Raw genomic sequence first — 19,968 nt, 5'->3', positions numbered from 1 at the left:
CCCCCTGGGACCGTCCGTCCGCCCTCGAAAGGAGTCGTCGCCATGCCCAAGACCGCACTGCAGAGTCCGACCGGCGTCAGCCCCTCTCTGCTGCTGAACTCCCTCGCCGGTCTGCTCCACGAATGGCTGCCCCGGCAGCGCTGGTTCGCGGGAAAGGGGCGGCCCGTCACCGGGCTGACCCTCGCCTCGATGACCGAGCTGCACCCCGGCTGCCTGCACCTCCTCGTGCGGGCCGAACACGCCGAGCAGGCGACCCGCTCCACGCCGGGCACGGCCCCCATGGACAACCTGTACCAACTCATCCTCGGCGTGCGGGAGTTACTGCCACAGCATCTCGCGCCGGCCTTCATCGGGCACATCACCGAAGGTCCGCTGACCGGGCTCATGCTGTACGACGCGCTCCAGGATCCACGGTCGGCGGGAATACTTCTCGAACGGCTGCGGCACCCGGGCTCGGCGGGCCCCCTGCGTTTCGAACGTGACGCCCGCGTCGACGTGCCCTCCGGACTCACCCCGCGCGTCCTCGACGCCGAGCAGTCCAACACCTCGCTGGTGTACGGGGATTCGTTCATCCTGAAGGTCTTCCGGCGCGTGCAGGCCGGCGTCAATCCGGATCTGGAGGTGCCGAAGGCGCTCGCCCGGCAGGGCTGCACGCGCGTCCCCGCTCCCGTGGCCTGGATCCGGACGTCCCAGCCCCAGGAGGCGACGCTCGGAGTGCTCCAGCCGTTCCTGCCGGACGCCGACGACGGCTGGACGCTCGCGCTCCGCTCACTCACGTCCGGCGCTGACTTCACCGATGAGGCGTACGAGCTGGGGCGGGCCACGGCGGAGGTGCATCTGGCCCTGACCTCGGCCTTTCCCGTCGCCGCGCCGGAGCCTCACCGCAACAAGCGGCTCGCGGCCGCGATGACCGACCATCTCGACGCGACGGCCCGGTCCGTGCCGGCGCTGGTCCCGCACGTGCCGGGCCTGCGCGCCGCGTTCGACGCGTTCGCCCTCCGCGACACGGACCGCCCGGCGCAGCGGATCCACGGCGACCTCCACCTCGGGCAGGTGCTGTGGTCGGGTGAGCAGTGGTTCGTCATCGACTTCGAGGGCGAGCCGGCCCGTCCGCTCGCCGAACGCCGCCTCGCCCACTCCCCCGTACGCGATGTCGCGGGGATGCTCCGCTCCTTCGACTACGCGGCCCGCACCCGTCCGCCGTGGCGGCCCGTGTGGGCGCGGCGCTGCCGGGACGCGTACTGCGCGGGTTACGCCGCCGAGTCGGCGTCGGACCCGCGCGAGGAACCCGACGTGCTGCGCGCCTACGAGACGGAACGGGCGCTGTACGAAGTGCTGTACGAGGCGCGGCACCGGCCCGACTGGCTGCCGGTGCCGATGGCGGCGATCAGCCGCCTCGCCGAACCCCACTGAACACCGCTCGACCCTGCTCGACTCGCTTGACCTGGCTCAACCTCGCTCGACCCCGCTCGACCTCGCTCGACGTTGCTCGACCCCGCTCGACCTCGCTCGACGTTGCTCGACCTTGCTTGAACGGGCGGCGGCATCCCCGCCGCCGCCCGCCGGACTCCCCACCCGTCCCTAGGAGGCAGAACCGTGGCTGCTGGTGCTGGCAAGACCCCCGTCCGCAAGCGTGTCGGCCGGCCCGTGAAGCCCGGCCCCGGTCCGCTCACCGTCCTGCCCGCGCCCGAGCCGGACGGCATGGACCGCGCACGTCTCCTGACGGGCACCCATCACGACCCGCACTCCCTGCTCGGCGCGCACCTGACGGAGAGCGGTGTGGCGCTCCGGGTGCTGCGGCCGTACGCCCAGGCCGTCGCCGTGTCCGTCGAAGGGCGGCGGACCGAGCTGCACGACGACGGTGACGGCTTCTTCTCCGCGCTGCTGCCGTTCGACACGATTCCCGGATACACGCTGTTCGTGACGTACGACGGGGACGAGCGGGAGGTGCACGACCCGTACCGCTTCCTGCCCGCGCTCGGGGAGATGGACCTGCATCTGATCGGGGAGGGGCGGCACGAGGAGCTGTGGACGGCGCTCGGCGCGCACCCGATGACGCACGAAGGGGTCGCGGGCACCCGGTTCACGGTGTGGGCGCCGAACGCCCGGGGTGTGCGCGTGTGCGGGGACTTCTGTGCCTGGGACGGCACCGCGTTCCCGATGCGGTCCCTCGGCTCGTCGGGCGTGTGGGAGCTGTTCCTGCCGGGCCTCGGTGACGGCACGGTGTACAAGTTCGACGTCGCCGGGTCCGACGGTTCACACTCGCTGCGCGCGGACCCGATGGCCCGCCGCACCCAGGTGCCGCCGGAGACCGCGTCCGTCGTGACCAGCTCCTCGTACACCTGGGAAGACGGCACCTGGATGGCCAGGCGCGGCCAACAGCCCGTGCATGAGGCGCCGTTCTCCGTGTACGAGGTGCATCTGCCGTCCTGGCGGCCGGGCCTCGGCTACCGCGAACTCGCGGACCAGCTCGCCGCGTACGTGAGTCAACTCGGCTTCACCCACGTCGAGTTCATGCCGGTCGCGGAGCACCCCTACGGGCCGTCCTGGGGTTACCAGGTGACGGGTTTCTACGCTCCGACCTCACGGCTCGGCTCCCCCGACGACTTCCGGTACCTCGTCGACACCCTCCACCAGGCGGGCATCGGCGTGATCGTGGACTGGGTGGCGGCGCACTTCCCGAAGGACGACTGGGCGCTTGCCCGCTTCGACGGCACCCACCTGTACGAGCCCGCGGACCCGCAGCGCGCCGAGCACCCCGACTGGGGCACCCTTGAGTTCGACTACGGCCGCACTGAAGTCCGTAACTTCCTTGTGGCGAACGCCGTGTACTGGTGCGAGGAGTTCCACGTCGACGGCCTGCGCGTGGACGCCGTCGCCTCGATGCTCTACCTGGACTACTCACGTGAGGAAGGCCAGTGGTCGCCGAACGTGCACGGCGGCCGGGAGAACCTCGACGCCGTCGCCTTCCTCCAGGAGATGAACGCGACCCTGTACCGCAGGGTGCCGGGTGTCCTGACGATCGCGGAGGAGTCGACGGCCTGGGACGGGGTGACCCGGGAGACGCATCACGTCGGCCCCACCGGCTTCGGCGGCCTCGGCTTCGGCCTGAAGTGGAACATGGGCTGGATGCACGACTCGCTGGTGTACATGTCGAAGGAGCCCGTGCACCGCAAGTACCACCACAACGAGATGACGTTCTCGATGGTGTACGCGTACAGCGAGAACTACATCCTGCCGATCTCGCACGACGAGGTGGTGCACGGCAAACGTGCCCTCGTCTCCAAGATGCCCGGCGACTGGTGGCAGCAGCGCGCCAATCACCGTGCCTACCTGGGCTTCATGTGGGCCCACCCGGGCAAGCAACTCCTGTTCATGGGGCAGGAGTTCGCGCAGGGAGGCGAGTGGTCCGAGCAGCAGGGACCGGACTGGTGGCTCCTCGACCCGGCCTACTCCGCCGAGCCGGACCACCGTGGTGTGCAGGATCTGGTGCGCGACCTCAACCACTTCTACGCGGACGCGCCCGCGCTGTGGCAGCGGGACACGTCGCCCGAGGGGTTCCGGTGGATCACCACGGACGCGGCCGACGACAACGTGATCGCGTTCCTGCGCTTCGCGGCGGACGGCACTCCCCTGCTGGCCGTGTGCAACTTCTCGCCGGTGGTGCGCGAGGACTACCGGCTCGGTGTGCCGGACAGTGTCCCCGGGTGGTTCGAGGCCCTGAACACGGACTCGGCCCGGTACGGCGGCGGTGACGTTCTCAACACCGGTGTGCTCAAGCCGGATCCGGTGCCCTGCCACGGGCGGCCGGACTCGCTGCGGCTGACGCTGCCGCCGCTGGCGACGGTGTGGCTGCGTCCGGCGTGAGGTCCTGACGGCGCGGGGCGACATTTTCAGACAGTGCGCTTGAGGCGGGTGAGGGCGGTGCTCTCACCCGCCTCCGTCGTGCCCCCTGGTGTGCCGTACGGCACAGGGAAGCTACTCTTGCCGTCGTACCGGACACGGGGTGCCCCATAGCGGGGGCTGAGATCACACCCGTCGAACCTGAACCAGTTAGCACTGGCGGAGGGATGTCAGCCAATGTCGTTGCCCCATGCCCCGAGCAGCACCGGCGCCGGAGCGCCCTCGGTCTTCGACGGGCGGATGCCTGCCGCGCCGGGTGACCTGCGGGTCGAGGCGCGCGGGATCGCGCCGGTCCCCGAGTCCCACCGCTACGGCGGCGCCGGGCGCCTCTTCACCGTGTGGTTCGCCCCGAACCTGACCATGACCGGCGTCTTCACCGGCACCGTCGGCATCATCCTCGGCCTGGACTTCACGACCGCGCTCGCCGCCGTCGTCCTCGGCACCCTCGTCGGCGCCGTCCCCACCGCGTACCTCGGTACGTGGGGCAGCGTGACCGGTGCCGGGCAGCTGCCGCTCGCACGGCTCGCGTTCGGCCGGGCCGTCGCGGTGCCCGGCGTGCTGCAGTGGCTGTCGTCGGTCGCCTGGGACGCGCTGATCGGCCTGTTCGGCGGCGACGCGCTGGCCCGGCTCTGCGGCTGGCCGTTCTGGCTGGGCGTCCTGGTGATGATGGCGGCGCAGGGCGCGCTCGGCGTCCTCGGCTACGAGGCCATCCACCGGCTCCAGAAGCTGATGACCTTCGTCCTGGCCGCCGCCTTCGCGGTCCTGGCCGTGAAGCTCCTCGGCGATGTGCACCCTGCCGCGACCGGGGCCGCGCACGGCGCCGACCGGGCCGGCGCGTTCGTCCTGACCAGCACGATCGCGCTCAGCCTGTCCCTGTCGTGGGCTCCTTACGCGAGCGACTTCAGCCGTTACCTTCCGGCGACGACGTCCCGTAAGCGCATGTTCTGGTACACGCTTCTCGGGGTCACGGTGTCCTTCGTGGCCGTGGAGACGCTGGGCCTCTGGGGCGCGTCCGTGTTCACGGACCAGACCGCGCAGGGCGTCGACAAGCTGCTCGGCGGCGGTGTGCTCAGCGCTTTCGGGCTGCTGGCCGTGGCGCTCGCGGCGCTGTGCAGCAACGCGATGAACGACTACAGCGGCTCACTCGCCCTGCAGACCATCGGCGTCCGTGTCCCCCGGCCGCTCGCCGCGGCTCTGGCTGCGGTGCTCGGCTTCCCGCTGGTGCTGTGGATGCACGCGGCCGACACCGCGACCCGGTTCCAGAACGTACTGCTGTTCGTCGGCTACTGGATCCCCGGCTTCGTCGCGGTCGTGGCCGTCGACTGGTTCGCCCGCTCCAGGGCACGGGGCGGGGCGCCCATCGACCTCGCCGCCGAGAGCGCCGAGCCGCAGTCCTGGTGGCCCGGCCTCGTCGCCTTCGCCGCCGCCTTCGCCGCGGCCGTCCCCTTCATGGACAGCGGCCTGTACGTGGGCCCGGTCGCGAAGGCGCTGCACGGCGCCGACCTCGCGTACTACGTCGCCTTCGTCGTCGCCCTCGCGGTGTACGCGCCGCTCCGGCTGCGCCGCAAGGCCGCCCCTGTCGCCACCGCAGCTCTTGAGGAGAACCGGGTATGACCGTCCCCCCGCGCACCGCAGGTGCCGTGCCGCCCCGCGTCCTGACCGTCGCCGGATCGGACTCGGGCGGCGGCGCCGGGATCCAAGCCGACCTGAAGACGATGCTGGCGCTCGGCGCCCACGGCATGAGCGTCCTGACGGCCGTCACCGCGCAGAACTCCCTCGGGGTCCAGGGCGCCTGGGAGCTGCCCGTCGAGGCGGTGCGCACGCAGTACCGCAGCGTCGTGGACGACATCGGGGTCCAGGCCGTCAAGACCGGGATGCTGTCGTCGCCGGCGCTCGTCGAGACCGTCGCCGAGCTGCTTGCCGGTACGGACGCCCCCGTCGTGGTCGACCCGGTGAGCGTGTCCAAGCACGGTGACCCGCTGCTCGCGGAGGACGCGCTCGACGCGGTACGGACGAAGCTGCTGCCGGTCGCGACGGTGGCGACGCCGAACCTGGACGAGGTGGCGCAGCTGACCGGGCTCACCGTCACGGACGACGCGGGCCTGCGCCAGGCCGCCGCGCGGATGCTGGCGTACGGGCCGCGCTGGGTGGTCGTCAAGGGCGGCCATCTGCCCGGCGCGGCCGTGGACCTGCTCACCGACGGCACGGAGGAGCACTGGCTGCGCGCCCGCCGCCACGACAACCGGCACACGCACGGCACGGGCTGCACCCTCGCCTCCGCCATCGCCGTGGGTCTCGCGCAGGGCCTGTCCGTGCCGGACGCCGTGCACCGGGCGAAGGACTACGTCACCGGGGCGATCGCCAACGGGTTCGCGCTCGGGTCGGGCATCGGCCCGGTCGACCACGGCTGGCACCTGCCTGCGGACCGCGCCACGATCGTCGGCGAGGACGCGTCGGCTGTGGGGGTTCGGTCGGTGGGGGCTCACCTCTAGGCCGGATCGCTCCGCTGGGCCAGATCGCTCCGCTAGACCTGAGCGCACCGCTAGACCGGATCGCACGCCCCGACACGCCCACCTCCGCACAAACAGGGCCCGGTGTGCGTTCTCCCGGCTCCGTCCACTTGACTGGGGCCCATGACCACCGTGCCCCGCCAGCCCCAACAGGCCCCGCCGTCAGGTCACATGATCGTGTGCGGCGACGACACACTGGCCGAGCGGCTCGCCGCCGAACTGCGCGCCGTGTACGGCGAGCGGGTCACCGTCGTCGTGCCCTCCGTACGCGCCACGAGACAGGGCGCGGAACCTGTCGGACGGGCCCGCGCCGCCGCCCTGTTCTCCCGTATCCAGGCGGCCGTGAGCCGTACGGCCTTGGTCGCGGACGACGACGATGTGCCGGCGCCCCACGTGATGGAAGCGCCCGTGCTCGACGAGGAGGCGCTGGCCGAGGCGGGGGTGGCCGGCGCCGCCGCCCTCGCTCTCGTGCACGGGGACGACGAGACGAACATCCGGGCCGCGCTCGCCGCCCGCCGCCTCAACCCCCAGCTCCGTCTGGTCATCCGGCTCTACAACCGCAAGCTCGGCCAGCAGCTGGAGCACCTGCTTGACCAGGCCGCCGTCCTCTCCTCCCCCGGTCTCGACCCCGAGGCGCTGGACACGACGACCACCGTCCTGTCCGACGCCGACACGGTCGCTCCGGCGCTCGCGGCCACCGCCGTCGCCGGCACCAGCAAGGTCATCCACGCCGACGGTCTCCTGCTGCGTGCCGTGGAACGTACCCCGCCGGGCCGGGGCGCCGTCGCCGACCCCGGTCTGTGCACCCTCGCCCTGCTGTCCGTGACGGCCAACGACCCTGCGGGCGCCGAGAGTTCGGCCGCGGGAGCCCTCGGGGACACCGAGGGCCCGCTGCTGCTGCCCGACGAACGTACGGTGGCGGCGGCCACCGGCCGGGGCACGGTGGTCCTGGAGACCGTCTCCGCGACCGACGTGGCCGCCCCCGACGGACGTGGCGCCAACGGCCGCACGACCAGGGGACGTATGGCCTTCGGGTCGCTGTTCTCGCGGCGGCTGCGCTGGTCGCTCGCGGGGATCGTGATCAGCGTGCTCGGCCTGGCCGTGGCGTCCTGGGCCACCACCGGCGGCGATCCGTGGCACGCCGGATACCTCACGCTCCTCGACCTCTTCGCCATCGACGACCCGGCGATCGGTGAACCGCTCGCCCGCCAGCTCCTCCAGCTCCTCACGGGCCTCGCGGGGCTGCTGCTCCTGCCCGTGCTCCTCGCGGCGGTCCTGGAGGCCCTGGGCACGTTCCGTACGGCGTCGGCGCTGCGCCGTCCGCCGCGCGGCCTGTCCGGACACGTCGTGCTCCTCGGCCTCGGCAAGATCGGCACCCGGGTCCTGTCCCGCCTGTGCGAACTCGGCATCCCCGTCGTCTGCGTGGAGGAGGACCCCGAGGCGCGCGGCGTCGCCCTGGCCCGCCGGCTTCGCGTGCCGACGGTCATCGGTGACGTCACGCAGGAAGGCGTCCTGGAGGCCGCCAAGGTGCATCGCGCCCACTCCCTGCTCGCCCTCACCAGCAGCGACATCACCAATCTTGAAGCGGCCCTGCACGCGCGCTCGGTCAAGCCCGATCTGCGGGTGGTGATGCGGCTGTTCGACGACGCGTTCGCGACGGCCGTCTACCGCACGCTCCGGTCCGCGCATCCCCGGGCGCTGACCCGCAGCCGCAGCGTCTCCGCTCTGGCGGCCCCGGCGTTCGCAGGGGCCATGATGGGCCGCCAGATCCTGGGCGCGATCCCCGTCGAGCGCAGCGTTCTGCTTTTCGCCGCCGTCGACGTGGCCGGGCATCCGCACCTCAACGGCCGGACGGTGGCCGACTCGTTCCGGGCCGGTTCCTGGCGGGTGATCGCGCTCGACGTCGGCGCGCCCGGCGAGCGCAGGGCCGATCTGGGGGCGTCCCCCGACGACGAGGACGGCCCCGACCGTCCCACGGGGCTCGTGTGGGACCTCCACCCGGGCTACGTGCTGCGTCCCGAGGACCGCGTGGTGCTGGCCGCGACCCGTCAGGGCCTGGCCGAACTCCTCCGCCACGGCCCGCCGGCCCGCGCCCGTGTCCGTATCGGAGAGAACTAGGCTCTCCCGGACGCGTGTGTGGAGGGATGGTGTGATCATCTGCTCCCGGACCCTTATCCTTGTTCCCGCCACACACCTCCCGCCCGTCCCGCGCCAGGCGCTCGCGCGGGGCGAAGTTCGTTCCGTGGCAACCGAATTGACGGAGCTGTCGAACAAGGGTGGTGCGCAGGGTGTTGCTGGCGGATCGGTACCGGCTGCACAGGACCGTCGGCCGAGGCGGTATGGGCGAGGTGTGGGAGGCCACCGACGAGATGCTCGGGCGGACCGTGGCCGTGAAGCTGCTCATCGCCCAGGACTCGGATCCGTCGGCGGCCGCCAGGTTCCGTATGGAGGCGCAGACCTCGGCCTCGCTCAGTCACCCGCACGTGGTCGGCGTCTACGACTTCGGCGCGTGGGAGCACCGGTTCTACCTCGTCATGGAGCTCGTCGACGGCGGCAGTCTGGCGCAGGTGGCGGCCGGGGGCGCGAAGCTCGGCCCGGAACGGGTGGCGGACATCGCGGCGGGATCGGCGGCCGGTCTCGCGGCGGCCCACCGCCAGGGTGTCGTGCACCGGGACATCAAGCCGGGCAATCTGCTGCTCACGTCCGACGGCACGGTCAAGCTGGGCGACTTCGGTATCGCCCGCTTCATGGACGATCCGGCCGCCGGGCTCACCACCACCGGCCAGATCGTCGGCACGGGCCTGTATCTGGCGCCCGAGCGCGCCCTCGGCAAGGTCGCGGGACCCGCGTCGGACGTGTACTCGCTGGGCTGCGTCCTGTATCAACTCCTCACCGGGAACCCGCCGTTCCAGGCCGACACGGCGACGGCTCTGCTCTACCAGCACGTCGACGCCGCGCCCGTGCCGCCGAACCGGCTCGGGGTTCCGCTGCCTCCGTCGTTCGAGAACTATCTGCTCGGCCTGCTGGCCAAGAAGCCGGAGGACCGGCCCACGGCGCAGGAGGTCTCGGACTGGTTCCGCTCGGGTGCGTGGCGGGGCCGTCCCGAGCCGCTCCCGGAGCCCGCTCCGGCGCCGCCGGCACCCCCTGCGTACGCCCCGTCGGCCCCGGCTCCGGCTCCGGAGACCACTGGTACGACGTACCAGCTGCCGTCGACCGGCCGCGCGGCGTCGCGGCGCGGCGCCCGCAGCGGCTTCATGGCGGCGGCACGACGCCGCCCGAGGGTCTACGGGACCGTGGGCGCGGCCACGCTCTTCGGCGCGTCCCTCGTGATCGGCATGGTGTTGTTCGCGCCGGACGACAGTGGCGCGAACACCCCGAAGGCCGACCCGTCGCCCGCGGCGTCCGCGTCGTCCGGTCAGGACCCGATGGGCACGGCCCCGTCACCGGACGCCGCCCAGCCCGTGGACTCCGAGGCCACCCCGCCCCCGGAGGCGGACGACCAGCAGCAGAACCAGGACCAGCAGACTGATCAGCAGCAGACCCCTCAGCCGAACGGATCCGAGTACCGGCAGAAGTGGGGCAACTGGAACCAGCACAAGAACCGAAACGAGCAACAGAAGCAGAACTGACGAGCCCGGCGGCCGAGGTCGGCTCCGGCGGAACGGGCGAGGCACCGGGCGGCGCGAGCCGCTGGGTACCGTACGGGCCATGAACAGCAAGCACGTGGCGTTCGACGAGCTCGACCGCAAGATCGTCGCGGCCCTCATCGCGAACGCCCGGACGAGTTTCGCGGAGATCGGCGCGGCGATCGGCCTCTCCGCCACGGCGGTCAAGCGGCGCGCCGACCGGCTGCGGGACAACGACGTCATCACCGGATACACCGCGACCGTCCGGCCGGCCGCGCTCGGCTGGCGCACCGAGGCGTTCGTCGAGGTGTACTGCGACGGCGCGGCGCCGCCGAGGCGTCTCGCGGAGGTCGTGCGCAACCATCCCGAGATCACCTCCGCGATGACGGTGACGGGCGGCGCGGATGCGTTGTTGCACGTCAGGGCCACGGACGTGGGTCATTTCGAGGAGGTCCTCGAGCGCATCAGGGCGGAGCCGTTCATCCGCAAGACGATCAGTTACATGGTGCTTTCCCATCTGCTGCCGGAGAGCGCGGAGGCCGGCGCCCGCGAGATCGCCCCCGACGACGCAGCGAACCTGCACTGACCCCTCGATAGACGCAGCATTCCTGCGGGGGCGCGCATCTAAATGACCTTGTCGAGCGTGACCGCCGCTTCCTACCTTTATGGGGCACCCGGGACATCCCTGGTCGTCGTCCCGCAAGGAAGCGGAGGTACCCGTCTGTGTCCAGGCGCTATCTGGTCTGTGAGCCCCGGTATTTCGACGTTCAGTACGCCATCAATCCGTGGATGCGCGAAGACGTGCGGGTCGACACCGCGCTCGCGCACACGCAGTGGCGGAACCTGATCGAGACGTACCGCGCGCACGGTCACACGGTCGAGACCGTGGAGCCGGTCCCGGGCCTGCCGGACATGGTGTTCGCCGCGAACTCGGCGCTCGTCGTCGGCGGACGCGTCCTCGGCTCGTACTTCCACGCCGAGCAGCGGCGTCCGGAGTCCGCCGAGTACGAGACGTGGTTCAAGGCCGCGGGCTACGACGTGCACCGCCCGGAGTCGGTCTGCGAGGGCGAGGGCGATCTTGTCCCCGTTGGCCGCTACGTCCTCGCGGGCACCGGCTTCCGCACGTCACGGACCGCGCACGACGAGGCGCAGGAGTTCTTCGGCGTCCCGGTCATCGGCCTTCGCCTGGTGGACCCGTACTTCTACCACCTGGACACCGCCCTCTTCGCGCTCAACGACCCCCAGGGCCCGGACGGCGAGCCCGGCGGGAACATCGCCTACTACCCCGACGCCTTCTCGCCCGGAAGTCGCGAGGTGCTGGCGCACCTGTTCCCGAACGCCATTCTCGCCACGCGCGACGACGCGATGGCCTTCGGCCTGAACTCCGTGTCCGACGGACGCCATGTGTTCGTGGCGCCGCAGGCGACCGGCCTCGTCGCACAGCTCGCAGAGCGTGGTTTCGTCCCCGTCCCCGTCGACCTGTCGGAGTTCCACAAGGCCGGCGGAGGCATCAAGTGCTGCACCCAGGAGATCCGTTCATGACCGTCGCCCCCGTCCAGGCCCCGCGTTCGTCGGCCGAGCTCATCAGCGCCGAGACGCCGGTGCTCGCGCACAACTACCACCCGCTGCCCGTGGTCGTCGCCCGCGCCGAGGGCACCTGGGTCGAGGACGTCGAGGGCCGCCGCTACCTCGACCTGCTCGCCGGGTACTCGGCCCTCAACTTCGGCCACCGCCACCCCGACCTCATCGAGGCCGCGCACCGTCAGCTCGACCAGCTCACGCTGACCTCCCGCGCGTTCCACAACGACCGGCTCGCCGGCTTCGCCGAGGGCCTCGCGCGGCTGACCGGCCTCGACATGGTGCTCCCGATGAACACGGGCGCCGAAGCCGTGGAGAGCGCCGTCAAGGTCGCCCGCAAGTGGGCGTACGAGGTCAAGGGTGTACCGGCGGACCGGGCGACGATCGTCGTGGCCGACGGCAACTTCCACGGCCGGACGACCACCATCGTCAGCTTCTCCACGGACGAGTCGGCGCGCGCCGGTTTCGGGCCGTTCACGCCGGGCTTCCGTGTGGTCCCGTACAACGACCTGGCGGCGCTCGAAGCGGCGATCGACGAGACGACGGCGGCCGTACTGCTCGAACCCATTCAGGGCGAGGCCGGGGTCGTCATCCCGGACGACGGTTATCTCACCGGGGTGCGTGAGCTGACGCGGCGAGCCGGGTGCCTGTTCATCGCCGACGAGATCCAGTCGGGGCTCGGCCGCACGGGCCGCACCCTCGCGGTGGACCACGAGAACGTACGCCCGGACATGCTGCTTCTCGGCAAGGCGCTCGGCGGCGGCATTGTGCCGGTGTCGGCGGTCGTCGCCGGGCGGGACGTCCTCGGGGTGCTGCGGCCAGGTGAACACGGCTCGACGTTCGGCGGGAACCCGCTGTCCGCCGCGGTCGGTTCGGCCGTCGTCGAGCTGCTGGCCACCGGTGAGTTCCAGCGCCGGGCGGCGGACCTGGGCGAGGTACTGCGCAGCGGCCTCGAAGCACTGGTGGGCAAGGGCGTCACGGGCTTCCGGGCGCGCGGCCTGTGGGCGGGTGTCGACATCGACCCGACCCTCGGCACGGGCCGCCACGTGAGTGAACTCCTGCTGGCGGAGGGCGTGTTGGTCAAGGACACGCACGGTTCGACGATCCGTCTCGCCCCGCCGCTGACGATCACCCGCGAGGAGCTGGAGTCGGCGCTGGCGGCGCTGGGGAGGGTGCTGGGCTGACGCCGCGCACCTGTACGGCCCGGCCGCTGTCAGCGGTGGCTGGGCCGGACAGGTACTTCCCGTCGGCCCCTTGAGTGACGCGCGCGACCTGCGTCTACAGCCATGTAGACGATGTGTCAGACTGGGACGCCCTCGACCTGAGCGAAAGCGGCCTCCGTGTCCGACCCCCTGCGCCCCCGCGTCCTGGTCGTCGAGGACGACCACGGGCTGCGCGACGTCCTCTCGCGCGGCCTGCGCGAGGAGCACTTCGACGTCGTCACGGCGGCGGACGGGGCCGGTGCGCTGCGTGCGGCGGACGCGCGCGTGGACGCCGTCGTCCTCGACATCGGACTGCCCGACGCCGACGGCAGGGACGTGTGCCAGGCCCTGCGCGCGAGCGGTCTGCGCTCCCCGGTCGTGTTCCTGACCGCCCACGACAATCTCACCGACCGGCTCTCCGGGTTCTCCGCGGGTGGCGACGACTATCTCGCGAAGCCCTTCCATCTGGTGGAGCTGGCGGCCAGGGTGCGTGCGGCGCTACGTCGTACGGGCCAGGAGACGGCCGTTGAGTCGGACGGGCTGCGCCTGGATCCCGTACGGCATCACCTGGAGGTGCGGGGCGCGCCGGTGGCGCTGACGCCGACCGAGTTCCGGCTGCTCGCCGCGCTGATGGCGGAGCCCGGGGCGGTCGTGCGGCGGCGGTCGCTGCTGCGGGCCGGCTGGCCGGAGGGCGCGCAGGTCAGCGACAACACGCTCGACCAGTACCTGGCCCGGCTGCGCCGCAAGCTGCGGGACGCGGACAGCGGGCGCGAGATCAACACCGTACGCGGTGTGGGGTACCGCTTCGCATGAGCTTGAGGAAGCGCCTCACCGTGCGTACCCTCCGTGAACTCCTGGCCCCACGCGCCCTCCGTGAACTCCTCACCGCGCGTACCCTCCGTGGCCTCTTCACCGCCCGGTCCCTCCGTGATCTCCTCACCGCACACACTCTCCGCGGTCAGCTCGCCGTGCTCGCGCTGGTGTCCACGGCGGCGTGGGTCGCGCTGCTCACGATCGCCTTCAACATCGCGCTGTCGGCCCGGCTGCGCGGGGAGGCCGACGAGTTGCTGCACACCCGCGCGGCGGCGGTCGCTTCGACCCTGGAGGCGCGACACGGCAAGCTCGTGATCCGCGACCCGGCCGACGACCGCGCACTCGACGTCGGAGCCTGGGTCTACGAGGGCCGGGCCGCCATCGAGCGGCCGAGCGCGCCCGACGTCCTCCAGCGCGACGCGGACGGGCTCGCGCGACGGGTCACCACCTTCACCGGAGACTCCTCGGACAGCGCGTGGCGGCTCGCCTCGCGTCCGGTGATCCATCACGGCCGGCTGATCGGCACCGTCGTGGTCTCGGTGAGCCTCGATCCGTACCGCAGCACCGCGCGGACCGCGCTCGTCGGTTCGGCGACGCTGGGCGTGCTGTTGCTCGCGGGGGTCGCTCTCGTGACCCGCAAGATGGTGGGCCGGGCTCTGCGGCCGGTCGCCGAGATGGGTGACCAGGCGGCGCGGTGGAGCGAGCGGGGCGCCGCCGAGCGCTTCGGCACGGAGGGCCGCCCGGCCGAACTCGCCTCGCTCGCCGGGCATCTCGACGAGCTCCTCGACCGGCTCGCCGCCGTGCTCCGCCACGAGCAGCAGCAGATGGCCGAGTTGTCGCACGAGCTGCGCACACCGCTGTCCCGGATCGTCGCCGAGACGGAGTGGCTCACCTCCCGCCCCCGGGACCGGGCCGGTCAGCAGGCGTCCCACGAGGTGATAGCCGACTCGGCGGCGACCATGTGGCAGATCTGCGAGACGCTCCTCTCGGAGTCCCGCACCCGCACGGACCGCACGCCGGGGCGATGCGAACTGCCCGCTTACGCCGAGCAGCTGGTGGAGGAGTACGGGCGGGACCACCCGGAGACGCCGAAGCTGGTGGTGCGGGCGGGCCTCGGTGCGCCGATGACGGCGGGCGCCTCCGACGCGGTCATAGCCAGGATTCTGACGCCTTTGCTCGACAACGCCCGCCGCTACGCCGCGTCGACGATCGTCCTGGAGTGCGCGGCGACGACCCATGGCGTCGAGCTGTCCGTCACGGACGACGGTCCCGGTGTGCCCACCGAGGCCGGGGAGGCGGTCTTCGAACCCGGTCGTCGCGCCTGCCCGGACGAGGGTCACGACGGAGCGGGCCTCGGGCTCGCACTGTCCCGGCGGCTTGCCCGCGCGGCGGGCGGGGACATCGCCCTCGATCCCCCCGATGACCGCGGAGCCCGTTTCGTCGTACGCCTGCCGTTCGGCTGACAAGACGCCTCATGCAGCTTCTGGGCACCTTGTTCAGCATGAGCCGCCCTCGGTCCGGCGCCCGGCGCGTCCGCGTTTCGGTGGTCATGGCCGCCGAGGCTGACACGGGAACCTGAACAGATCCTGGCCAAACGCACCACCCGCCGCATACCGGCCGCCTTAGACGTGCGCGAGGAGCTTGTCCAGGGGGCGCGGGACCCGGTCGAGGTCGAGCCGTTCGACAAGGGAGTACGCGTACTGCGCCTTGCGGCCGCTGTGCGTGCCCATGAACCGGCGCAACTGCCGGTCCACGTCCCGTTCCCGCTGCGCCGGCTGCTTCTGGAACGTACGGAAAGACCTCAAGTCGCCCTCCAGGCCCAGGACTTCCTGCACCATGTCCGCGCCGAGGCTGCGGATCAGCTCGTCCTCCAGGTCTGCGACGCACACGTAGAAGCCGAGTTCCTCCATGTCCGCGTGGGTGAGGTGGGGGCGTGGCCCGGTTCGTTCGAGGACGCTCCGGAAGTAGTGCTCCTCCCCCGCGTCGCACAGTCCGGCGACGGTGACGTCGAGCCCGTCCGGGCCGCACATGGCGAGGAACCGCCCGATGCTCATCGCACCCCCCAGGGGCAGTACGGCGACACCCTCCGCGTCGAGCCCGCGCCCCCGGCGCCGGGCCAGCGCCTCGACCGCGACCCGATCGCTCTCGCCCTCGACCAGGACGACCTTGCGCACCCCGGCCGCGACCGCCAGCTCCCGGGCCAGGTCAGCCGCGGGCCCGTCCTCCCCTCCGCGCGCTGCCCACGCCCCAGCCGCCCGACGGAACCGCCTCATCTCGTCCACAGGCCCAGTCTCGCAGTGCATGGTGTGTCCACGTCCATCGAATTAGGTCACGCGTTCGAATCAAGGAGTACGCTGTCCGCATGGCGACGCACATGCTCCAGGGGTCCTTGTTCGACCAGGCTGACGACGTGCGGCTGCGCCCTCTGGACGGGGTGCGCAGGACCGTTCTCGGCGACGGTGCCTGGATCGACCTGCTGCCGGGCTGGCTGAGCGGCGCGGACGCCCTCTTCGAACGACTGGCCACCGACGTCCCGTGGAAGGCCGAGCGGCGGCAGATGTACGAGCGGGTGGTGGACGTGCCGCGCCTGCTCGCCTACTACGGCGAGGGTGAACCCCTCCCGCACCCCGTCCTCGTCGAGGCCCGGGACGCCCTGTCGACGCATTACGCCGACGAGCTGGGCGAACCCTTCACCACGGCCGGCCTGTGCTTCTACCGGGACGGGCGCGACAGCGTCGCCTGGCACGGCGACCGCACCGGCCGGGGCGCCCGCGAGGACACGATGGTCGCCATCCTCTCCGTGGGCGCACCCCGCGACCTGCTCCTGCGCCCGCACGGCGGTGGCGGCGACGTCGTCCGCCGACCCCTCGGGCACGGCGACCTGATCGTCATGGGCGGTTCCTGCCAGCGGACCTGGGAACACGCGATCCCGAAGTCGACGCGGGCCACGGGCGGTCGCATCAGCATCCAGTTCCGGCCGGACGGCGTGCGGTGACCCTGCGGACGGCGCCCCTGGGCACTCCTTGACATCACTTCGAGCCGCTCTCTACGGTCGGCCGAAGATCTTGAGCACTGAGCGCATCGAGCGAGCCGGCGGTGCGCCGCCCCCGTTAGGACCGCCATGACCTCACCCTCACCCGTCGGCGACTCCCCCGAGCACGACGCGTTCCACCCCGACCTCCCCGACCATGACACTCCGGCCCCGCTCCGTGCGCGGCTCCACCACATCCGGGCGGGCGAGCTGGACGCGGACACCGCGCAGACCGGCGGGATGCGGCGGTTCGCGGCGATCAGCGGAAGCTCCGTCGGTTCGGAACGCATCTGGATGGGCCAGACGCACGTGGCCCCGGAGACCGCCTCCTCGAACCACCATCACGGCGCCTCGGAGACGGCGATCCATGTCGTGAAGGGCCACCCGGAGTTCGTGTTCCTGGACGACTCCACGGGCACCCCCGAAGAGGTCCGACTGCGCACCTCACCCGGCGACTACATCTTCGTCCCGCCCTTCGTCCCGCACCGCGAGGAGAACCCGAGCCCGGACGAGGAAGCGGTGGTCGTGATCGCGCGCAGCACGCAGGAGGCGATCGTGGTGAACCTGCCGGAGCTGTACGTACTGGACCCGAACTCACCGTCGGCGGACGGCAACTGACACAGCCTCACGCCCGCGGACCGGGACCGAGACGGCCCCGCAGCGCCTTCGCGATCCGGTCGGCTTCATCGTCCGTGACCTATTCACTCTCCGGCTGCCGGAGCATGTCGAAGACGCCGGGGCCTCGGTGGTGCGAGGGCGTGAGGGGGACAACTCTTCGACCTCTGCCAGCTGAGCGACGTAGGTCTTGGCGCACCTTGCCACGCCCCCAAAGGGTGCATGGCAACTCTCCGTTAAAGAGGCAGCGGCACTCAGTGGGTGCGGCCGCAAGACGCCGGAGCACCCCTACTGGTGAATCCACTCGGACGGTTCGGCAACACCGCGAGCCTTCGCGCCGCCCAGATGCACGCAGGCCCCGCCGGTCAGCCTTCCGGGATATCCGGCACCGCGCCGAGGTGGTGGTCAGCCTTCCGGGACAGCCGGCACCGCGCCCAGGTGATGGTCCGCCAAGTTCAGCGCCTCGCCCACCAGCTGGCGCAGATGTCCGTCGGGCAGTGCGTAGATCATGCGGCGTCCGTCCTTCCGGACGGTGACCAGGCCCGCGAGGCGGAGTTTCGCCAGGTGCTGGCTCACGGCCGGGCGGGCCGCGCCGCAGGCCTCCGTGAGCGTCGTGACGTCCGCCTCGCCACGGCCGAGCGTATGCAGCAGGACGAGCCTCGTCCGGTCGGCGAGGAGCCCGAGCAGCTCCGCCGCGTAGACCAACTGGTCGTCGCTCGGGTCTCGCGGGTGCGCACCATGCGCAGGTGATAGGTGCGTGCGTGCGCTCATACGCACATAATGGAACGGTCACCTCCTGATGTCCACCCGTCCCGCAGCCCAGGAAGGTTCGGCCCGTGAGCCCTCAGTACGGAGACACATCGCAGGACGGCACACACGACCACGACCACGGTCACAGCCACGGCCATGCCCACCCGCACCCGCACCCACACCCACACCCACACCCGCACCGTCACGACGCCCCCGCATCCCGGGCGGCTCGCCTGCGGCATCGGCTCGCGCACGTCCTCACCCCGCACTCCCACGAGACCGCCGACAAGACGGACCGCGCACTGGAGGCCTCCGCGCGAGGCCTGCGCGCACTGTGGGTCTCCCTAGCCGCGCTGGGAGTGACCGCCGTTGCGCAAGCAATCGTCGTCGTGCTGTCCGGCTCCGTCGCGCTGCTCGGCGACACGGTCCACAACGCGGCGGACGCGCTCACCGCGCTGCCGCTCGGCGTCGCCTTCGTCCTGGGCCGGCGCGCCGCCAACCGCCGCTTCACCTACGGCTACGGACGCGCCGAGGACATCGCCGGGCTCGTCATCATCCTCACGATCGCCGCCTCCGCGGCCTTCGCCGCATGGACGGCGGTCGACCGGCTGGTCAACCCGCGCGACATCGACTACCTGCCCGCCGTGGCGGCCGCCGCCGTGATCGGGTTCATCGGCAACGAGTGGGTCGCCCGCTACCGCATCCGCGTCGGCCGGGACATCGGCTCCGCCGCGCTGGTCGCCGACGGGCTGCACGCGCGGACGGACGGTTTCACCTCGCTCGCCGTGCTCATCGGGGCGGGCGGCGCCGCTCTGGGCTGGCGGCTCGCCGACCCGATCGTGGGCCTTGCCATCACCGCCGCGATCGTCCTCGTCCTGCGGGACGCGTGCCGGGAAGTCTTCCGGCGCGTGATGGACGCCGTGGACCCGGCCGTCGTGGACGCCGCCGAGCACGCCCTGCTGCACGTGCCGGGCGTCATGGCCGTGGGCGAACTGCGGATGCGGTGGATCGGGCACCGGCTGCGCGCCGAGGTCGCCATCGTCGTCGACGGCGCGCTCTCCGTACGGGCCGCGCACGAGGTCGCCGTCGCCGCGGAACACGCTCTGCTGCACGCCGTCCCCAAGCTCACCGCCGCCCTGGTCCACGCCGACCCGGCGCCGGCCCCCGGCCTGCCGGACCCGCACGCGCCGCTGGCCCACCACACCTCGTAGTCACCACGCCTGAAGACGGTGACCGAACCCCCTCCGACGGACACCGACGGCGACGGTCGCACGACGCTGCGCACCTTCGCCGTTTCCGTACCTCCCCCGGGGTGCTCAATCGCCGGGACGCGGCTCCAATGGAAGGTGGGGGAGCCCGGACCTCGGCGAGGAGGCCTGTAGCCATGACGCACGCGACACGATTGCTGACCGCCCTTCCACGCGCGCACCGTGAGCGGCTCATGAAGCTCGCCCGGGAGGTGTCGTTCGCCGAGGACCAGCGGATCTTCGAAGAGGGCGGCATCGCCGACCGGTTCTGGGTCGTACGCTCCGGCGCGGTCTCGCTCGACCAGAGGGTCACCGAGCACCGGCGCGTGACCGTCGCCTCGCTCGGCGCGGGCGACCTGCTCGGCTGGTCCTGGCTGTTCCCGCCGCACGAGTGGGACTTCGGAGCCGAGGCCTTCAGTCCCGTACGCGCCTACGAGTTCGACGCGCAGGCCGTTCTCAATCTGTGCGACCTCGACACCGCGCTCGGCGTGACGCTGATCAGAACCGTCGCCGAGATCCTCGCGTACCGGCTCGGGGCGACGCGCACCAGACTCATGGAGGAGTACGCCGCGCACCGGACGCAGCAGATCTGATCACCCGCGCTCTGGGAGGGGCCGGGCCGGCTCCCTGACCCGGGAGGGCCGTCGCCCACACTCGCGTACCGCCTCTCACCTCGCCGGGCTCCGGCGCGTA

17 protein-coding genes and 1 riboswitch are annotated in these 19,968 nt (G+C 71.9%); of the genes, 15 read left to right on the top strand and 2 right to left on the bottom strand.

Features of this window, described 5'->3' with window-relative positions:
- Positions 1 to 42 precede the first annotated feature (42 nt).
- The 11 genes from ABZ893_RS08455 to ABZ893_RS08405 all read left to right on the top strand — a co-directional run bounded on the left by ABZ893_RS08455 (position 43) and on the right by ABZ893_RS08405 (position 15,095).
- On the top strand, positions 43 to 1,413 hold the full coding sequence (locus ABZ893_RS08455; protein ID WP_361398807.1) for a phosphotransferase: 1,371 nt from the start codon (positions 43 to 45) through the stop codon (positions 1,411 to 1,413).
- Between the two features lie 288 nt (positions 1,414 to 1,701).
- Complete coding sequence (gene glgB, locus ABZ893_RS08450; RefSeq protein WP_361399025.1) at positions 1,702 to 3,867, top strand: 1,4-alpha-glucan branching enzyme; 2,166 nt, start codon at positions 1,702 to 1,704, stop codon at positions 3,865 to 3,867.
- A 125-nt stretch (positions 3,868 to 3,992) separates the two neighbouring features.
- Positions 3,993 to 4,088, top strand: a riboswitch (TPP riboswitch).
- On the top strand, positions 4,081 to 5,517 hold the full coding sequence (locus tag ABZ893_RS08445) for a cytosine permease (protein ID WP_361398804.1): 1,437 nt from the start codon (positions 4,081 to 4,083) through the stop codon (positions 5,515 to 5,517). Its footprint overlaps the riboswitch before it by 8 nt.
- Positions 5,514 to 6,395, top strand: coding sequence for a bifunctional hydroxymethylpyrimidine kinase/phosphomethylpyrimidine kinase (gene thiD, locus ABZ893_RS08440; protein ID WP_361398801.1), 882 nt, complete (start codon positions 5,514 to 5,516; stop codon positions 6,393 to 6,395). Before ABZ893_RS08445 ends, thiD begins: the two co-directional genes overlap by 4 nt.
- 141 nt (positions 6,396 to 6,536) lie before the next feature.
- The gene (locus ABZ893_RS08435) at positions 6,537 to 8,531 is read left to right on the top strand and encodes an NAD(P)-binding protein (RefSeq protein ID WP_361398798.1); all 1,995 of its coding nucleotides are present in this window, start codon (positions 6,537 to 6,539) and stop codon (positions 8,529 to 8,531) included.
- A gap of 170 nt (positions 8,532 to 8,701) precedes the next feature.
- The gene (locus ABZ893_RS08430) at positions 8,702 to 10,042 is read left to right on the top strand and encodes a serine/threonine-protein kinase (protein ID WP_361398795.1); all 1,341 of its coding nucleotides are present in this window, start codon (positions 8,702 to 8,704) and stop codon (positions 10,040 to 10,042) included.
- 79 nt (positions 10,043 to 10,121) lie between these two features.
- Complete coding sequence (locus ABZ893_RS08425; RefSeq protein ID WP_361398792.1) at positions 10,122 to 10,625, top strand: Lrp/AsnC family transcriptional regulator; 504 nt, start codon at positions 10,122 to 10,124, stop codon at positions 10,623 to 10,625.
- Between the two features lie 137 nt (positions 10,626 to 10,762).
- Positions 10,763 to 11,581: a dimethylargininase gene (gene ddaH, locus ABZ893_RS08420; protein WP_361398789.1), complete on the top strand. Its 819-nt coding sequence runs from the start codon at positions 10,763 to 10,765 to the stop codon at positions 11,579 to 11,581.
- Positions 11,578 to 12,801: an ornithine--oxo-acid transaminase gene (gene rocD, locus ABZ893_RS08415; RefSeq protein WP_361398785.1), complete on the top strand. Its 1,224-nt coding sequence runs from the start codon at positions 11,578 to 11,580 to the stop codon at positions 12,799 to 12,801. The genes ddaH and rocD overlap by 4 nt, the downstream gene beginning before the upstream one ends.
- A gap of 168 nt (positions 12,802 to 12,969) precedes the next feature.
- Positions 12,970 to 13,632, top strand: a complete 663-nt coding sequence (locus ABZ893_RS08410) for a response regulator transcription factor (RefSeq protein ID WP_361399023.1) — start codon at positions 12,970 to 12,972, stop codon at positions 13,630 to 13,632.
- Positions 13,633 to 13,652: 20 nt separating this feature from the next.
- Positions 13,653 to 15,095, top strand: coding sequence for a HAMP domain-containing sensor histidine kinase (locus ABZ893_RS08405; RefSeq protein ID WP_361398782.1), 1,443 nt, complete (start codon positions 13,653 to 13,655; stop codon positions 15,093 to 15,095).
- A gap of 159 nt (positions 15,096 to 15,254) precedes the next feature.
- Here the strand turns inward: ABZ893_RS08405 and ABZ893_RS08400 are convergent, their stop codons facing one another.
- Positions 15,255 to 15,914, bottom strand: a complete 660-nt coding sequence (locus tag ABZ893_RS08400) for an ATP-dependent endonuclease (protein ID WP_361398779.1) — start codon at positions 15,912 to 15,914, stop codon at positions 15,255 to 15,257.
- Positions 15,915 to 15,994: 80 nt separating this feature from the next.
- Here ABZ893_RS08400 and ABZ893_RS08395 point away from each other — a divergent pair, with 80 nt between their 5' ends.
- Together ABZ893_RS08395 and ABZ893_RS08390 are read left to right on the top strand one after the other, a co-directional pair.
- Positions 15,995 to 16,627 (top strand): alpha-ketoglutarate-dependent dioxygenase AlkB, encoded by a 633-nt coding sequence (locus ABZ893_RS08395; RefSeq protein ID WP_361398776.1) that lies wholly within the window; start codon positions 15,995 to 15,997, stop codon positions 16,625 to 16,627.
- A 126-nt stretch (positions 16,628 to 16,753) separates the two neighbouring features.
- Positions 16,754 to 17,281 carry a cupin domain-containing protein gene (locus ABZ893_RS08390; RefSeq protein WP_361398773.1) on the top strand — a complete coding sequence of 176 codons (528 nt, stop codon included), beginning with the start codon at positions 16,754 to 16,756 and terminating at the stop codon, positions 17,279 to 17,281.
- A 402-nt stretch (positions 17,282 to 17,683) separates the two neighbouring features.
- On the opposite strand, the gene ABZ893_RS08385 is transcribed toward ABZ893_RS08390, so the two are convergent.
- A complete protein-coding gene (locus ABZ893_RS08385) occupies positions 17,684 to 18,049 on the bottom strand; it encodes a metalloregulator ArsR/SmtB family transcription factor (RefSeq protein ID WP_361398770.1) in 366 nt (121 codons plus the stop codon).
- Between the two features lie 65 nt (positions 18,050 to 18,114).
- Here ABZ893_RS08385 and ABZ893_RS08380 point away from each other — a divergent pair, with 65 nt between their 5' ends.
- Positions 18,115 to 19,239 (top strand): cation diffusion facilitator family transporter, encoded by a 1,125-nt coding sequence (locus ABZ893_RS08380; protein WP_361398767.1) that lies wholly within the window; start codon positions 18,115 to 18,117, stop codon positions 19,237 to 19,239.
- Positions 19,240 to 19,412: 173 nt separating this feature from the next.
- The gene (locus tag ABZ893_RS08375) at positions 19,413 to 19,868 is read left to right on the top strand and encodes a cyclic nucleotide-binding domain-containing protein (protein ID WP_361398764.1); all 456 of its coding nucleotides are present in this window, start codon (positions 19,413 to 19,415) and stop codon (positions 19,866 to 19,868) included.
- The last annotated feature ends 100 nt before the right edge of the window (positions 19,869 to 19,968 follow it).

This window comes from Streptomyces sp. NPDC046821, from assembly GCF_040645335.1.
Lineage (GTDB): Bacteria > Actinomycetota > Actinomycetes > Streptomycetales > Streptomycetaceae > Streptomyces.
Note: the sequence above shows the minus strand (reverse complement) of the source record. Positions and strands in the feature narration are given on the sequence as shown.

Coding starts and splice junctions, on each gene's coding strand:
- ABZ893_RS08445 (WP_361398804.1), top strand. CDS start 4,081: ATGTCGTTGCCCCATGCCCCGAGCAGCACCGGCGCCGGAGCGCCCTCG.
- thiD (WP_361398801.1), top strand. CDS start 5,514: ATGACCGTCCCCCCGCGCACCGCAGGTGCCGTGCCGCCCCGCGTCCTG.
- ABZ893_RS08425 (WP_361398792.1), top strand. CDS start 10,122: ATGAACAGCAAGCACGTGGCGTTCGACGAGCTCGACCGCAAGATCGTC.
- ABZ893_RS08455 (WP_361398807.1), top strand. CDS start 43: ATGCCCAAGACCGCACTGCAGAGTCCGACCGGCGTCAGCCCCTCTCTG.
- ABZ893_RS08435 (WP_361398798.1), top strand. CDS start 6,537: ATGACCACCGTGCCCCGCCAGCCCCAACAGGCCCCGCCGTCAGGTCAC.
- ABZ893_RS08385 (WP_361398770.1), bottom strand. CDS start 18,049: ATGAGCGCACGCACGCACCTATCACCTGCGCATGGTGCGCACCCGCGA.
- ABZ893_RS08375 (WP_361398764.1), top strand. CDS start 19,413: ATGACGCACGCGACACGATTGCTGACCGCCCTTCCACGCGCGCACCGT.
- ABZ893_RS08395 (WP_361398776.1), top strand. CDS start 15,995: ATGGCGACGCACATGCTCCAGGGGTCCTTGTTCGACCAGGCTGACGAC.
- ABZ893_RS08390 (WP_361398773.1), top strand. CDS start 16,754: ATGACCTCACCCTCACCCGTCGGCGACTCCCCCGAGCACGACGCGTTC.
- glgB (WP_361399025.1), top strand. CDS start 1,702: ATGGACCGCGCACGTCTCCTGACGGGCACCCATCACGACCCGCACTCC.
- rocD (WP_361398785.1), top strand. CDS start 11,578: ATGACCGTCGCCCCCGTCCAGGCCCCGCGTTCGTCGGCCGAGCTCATC.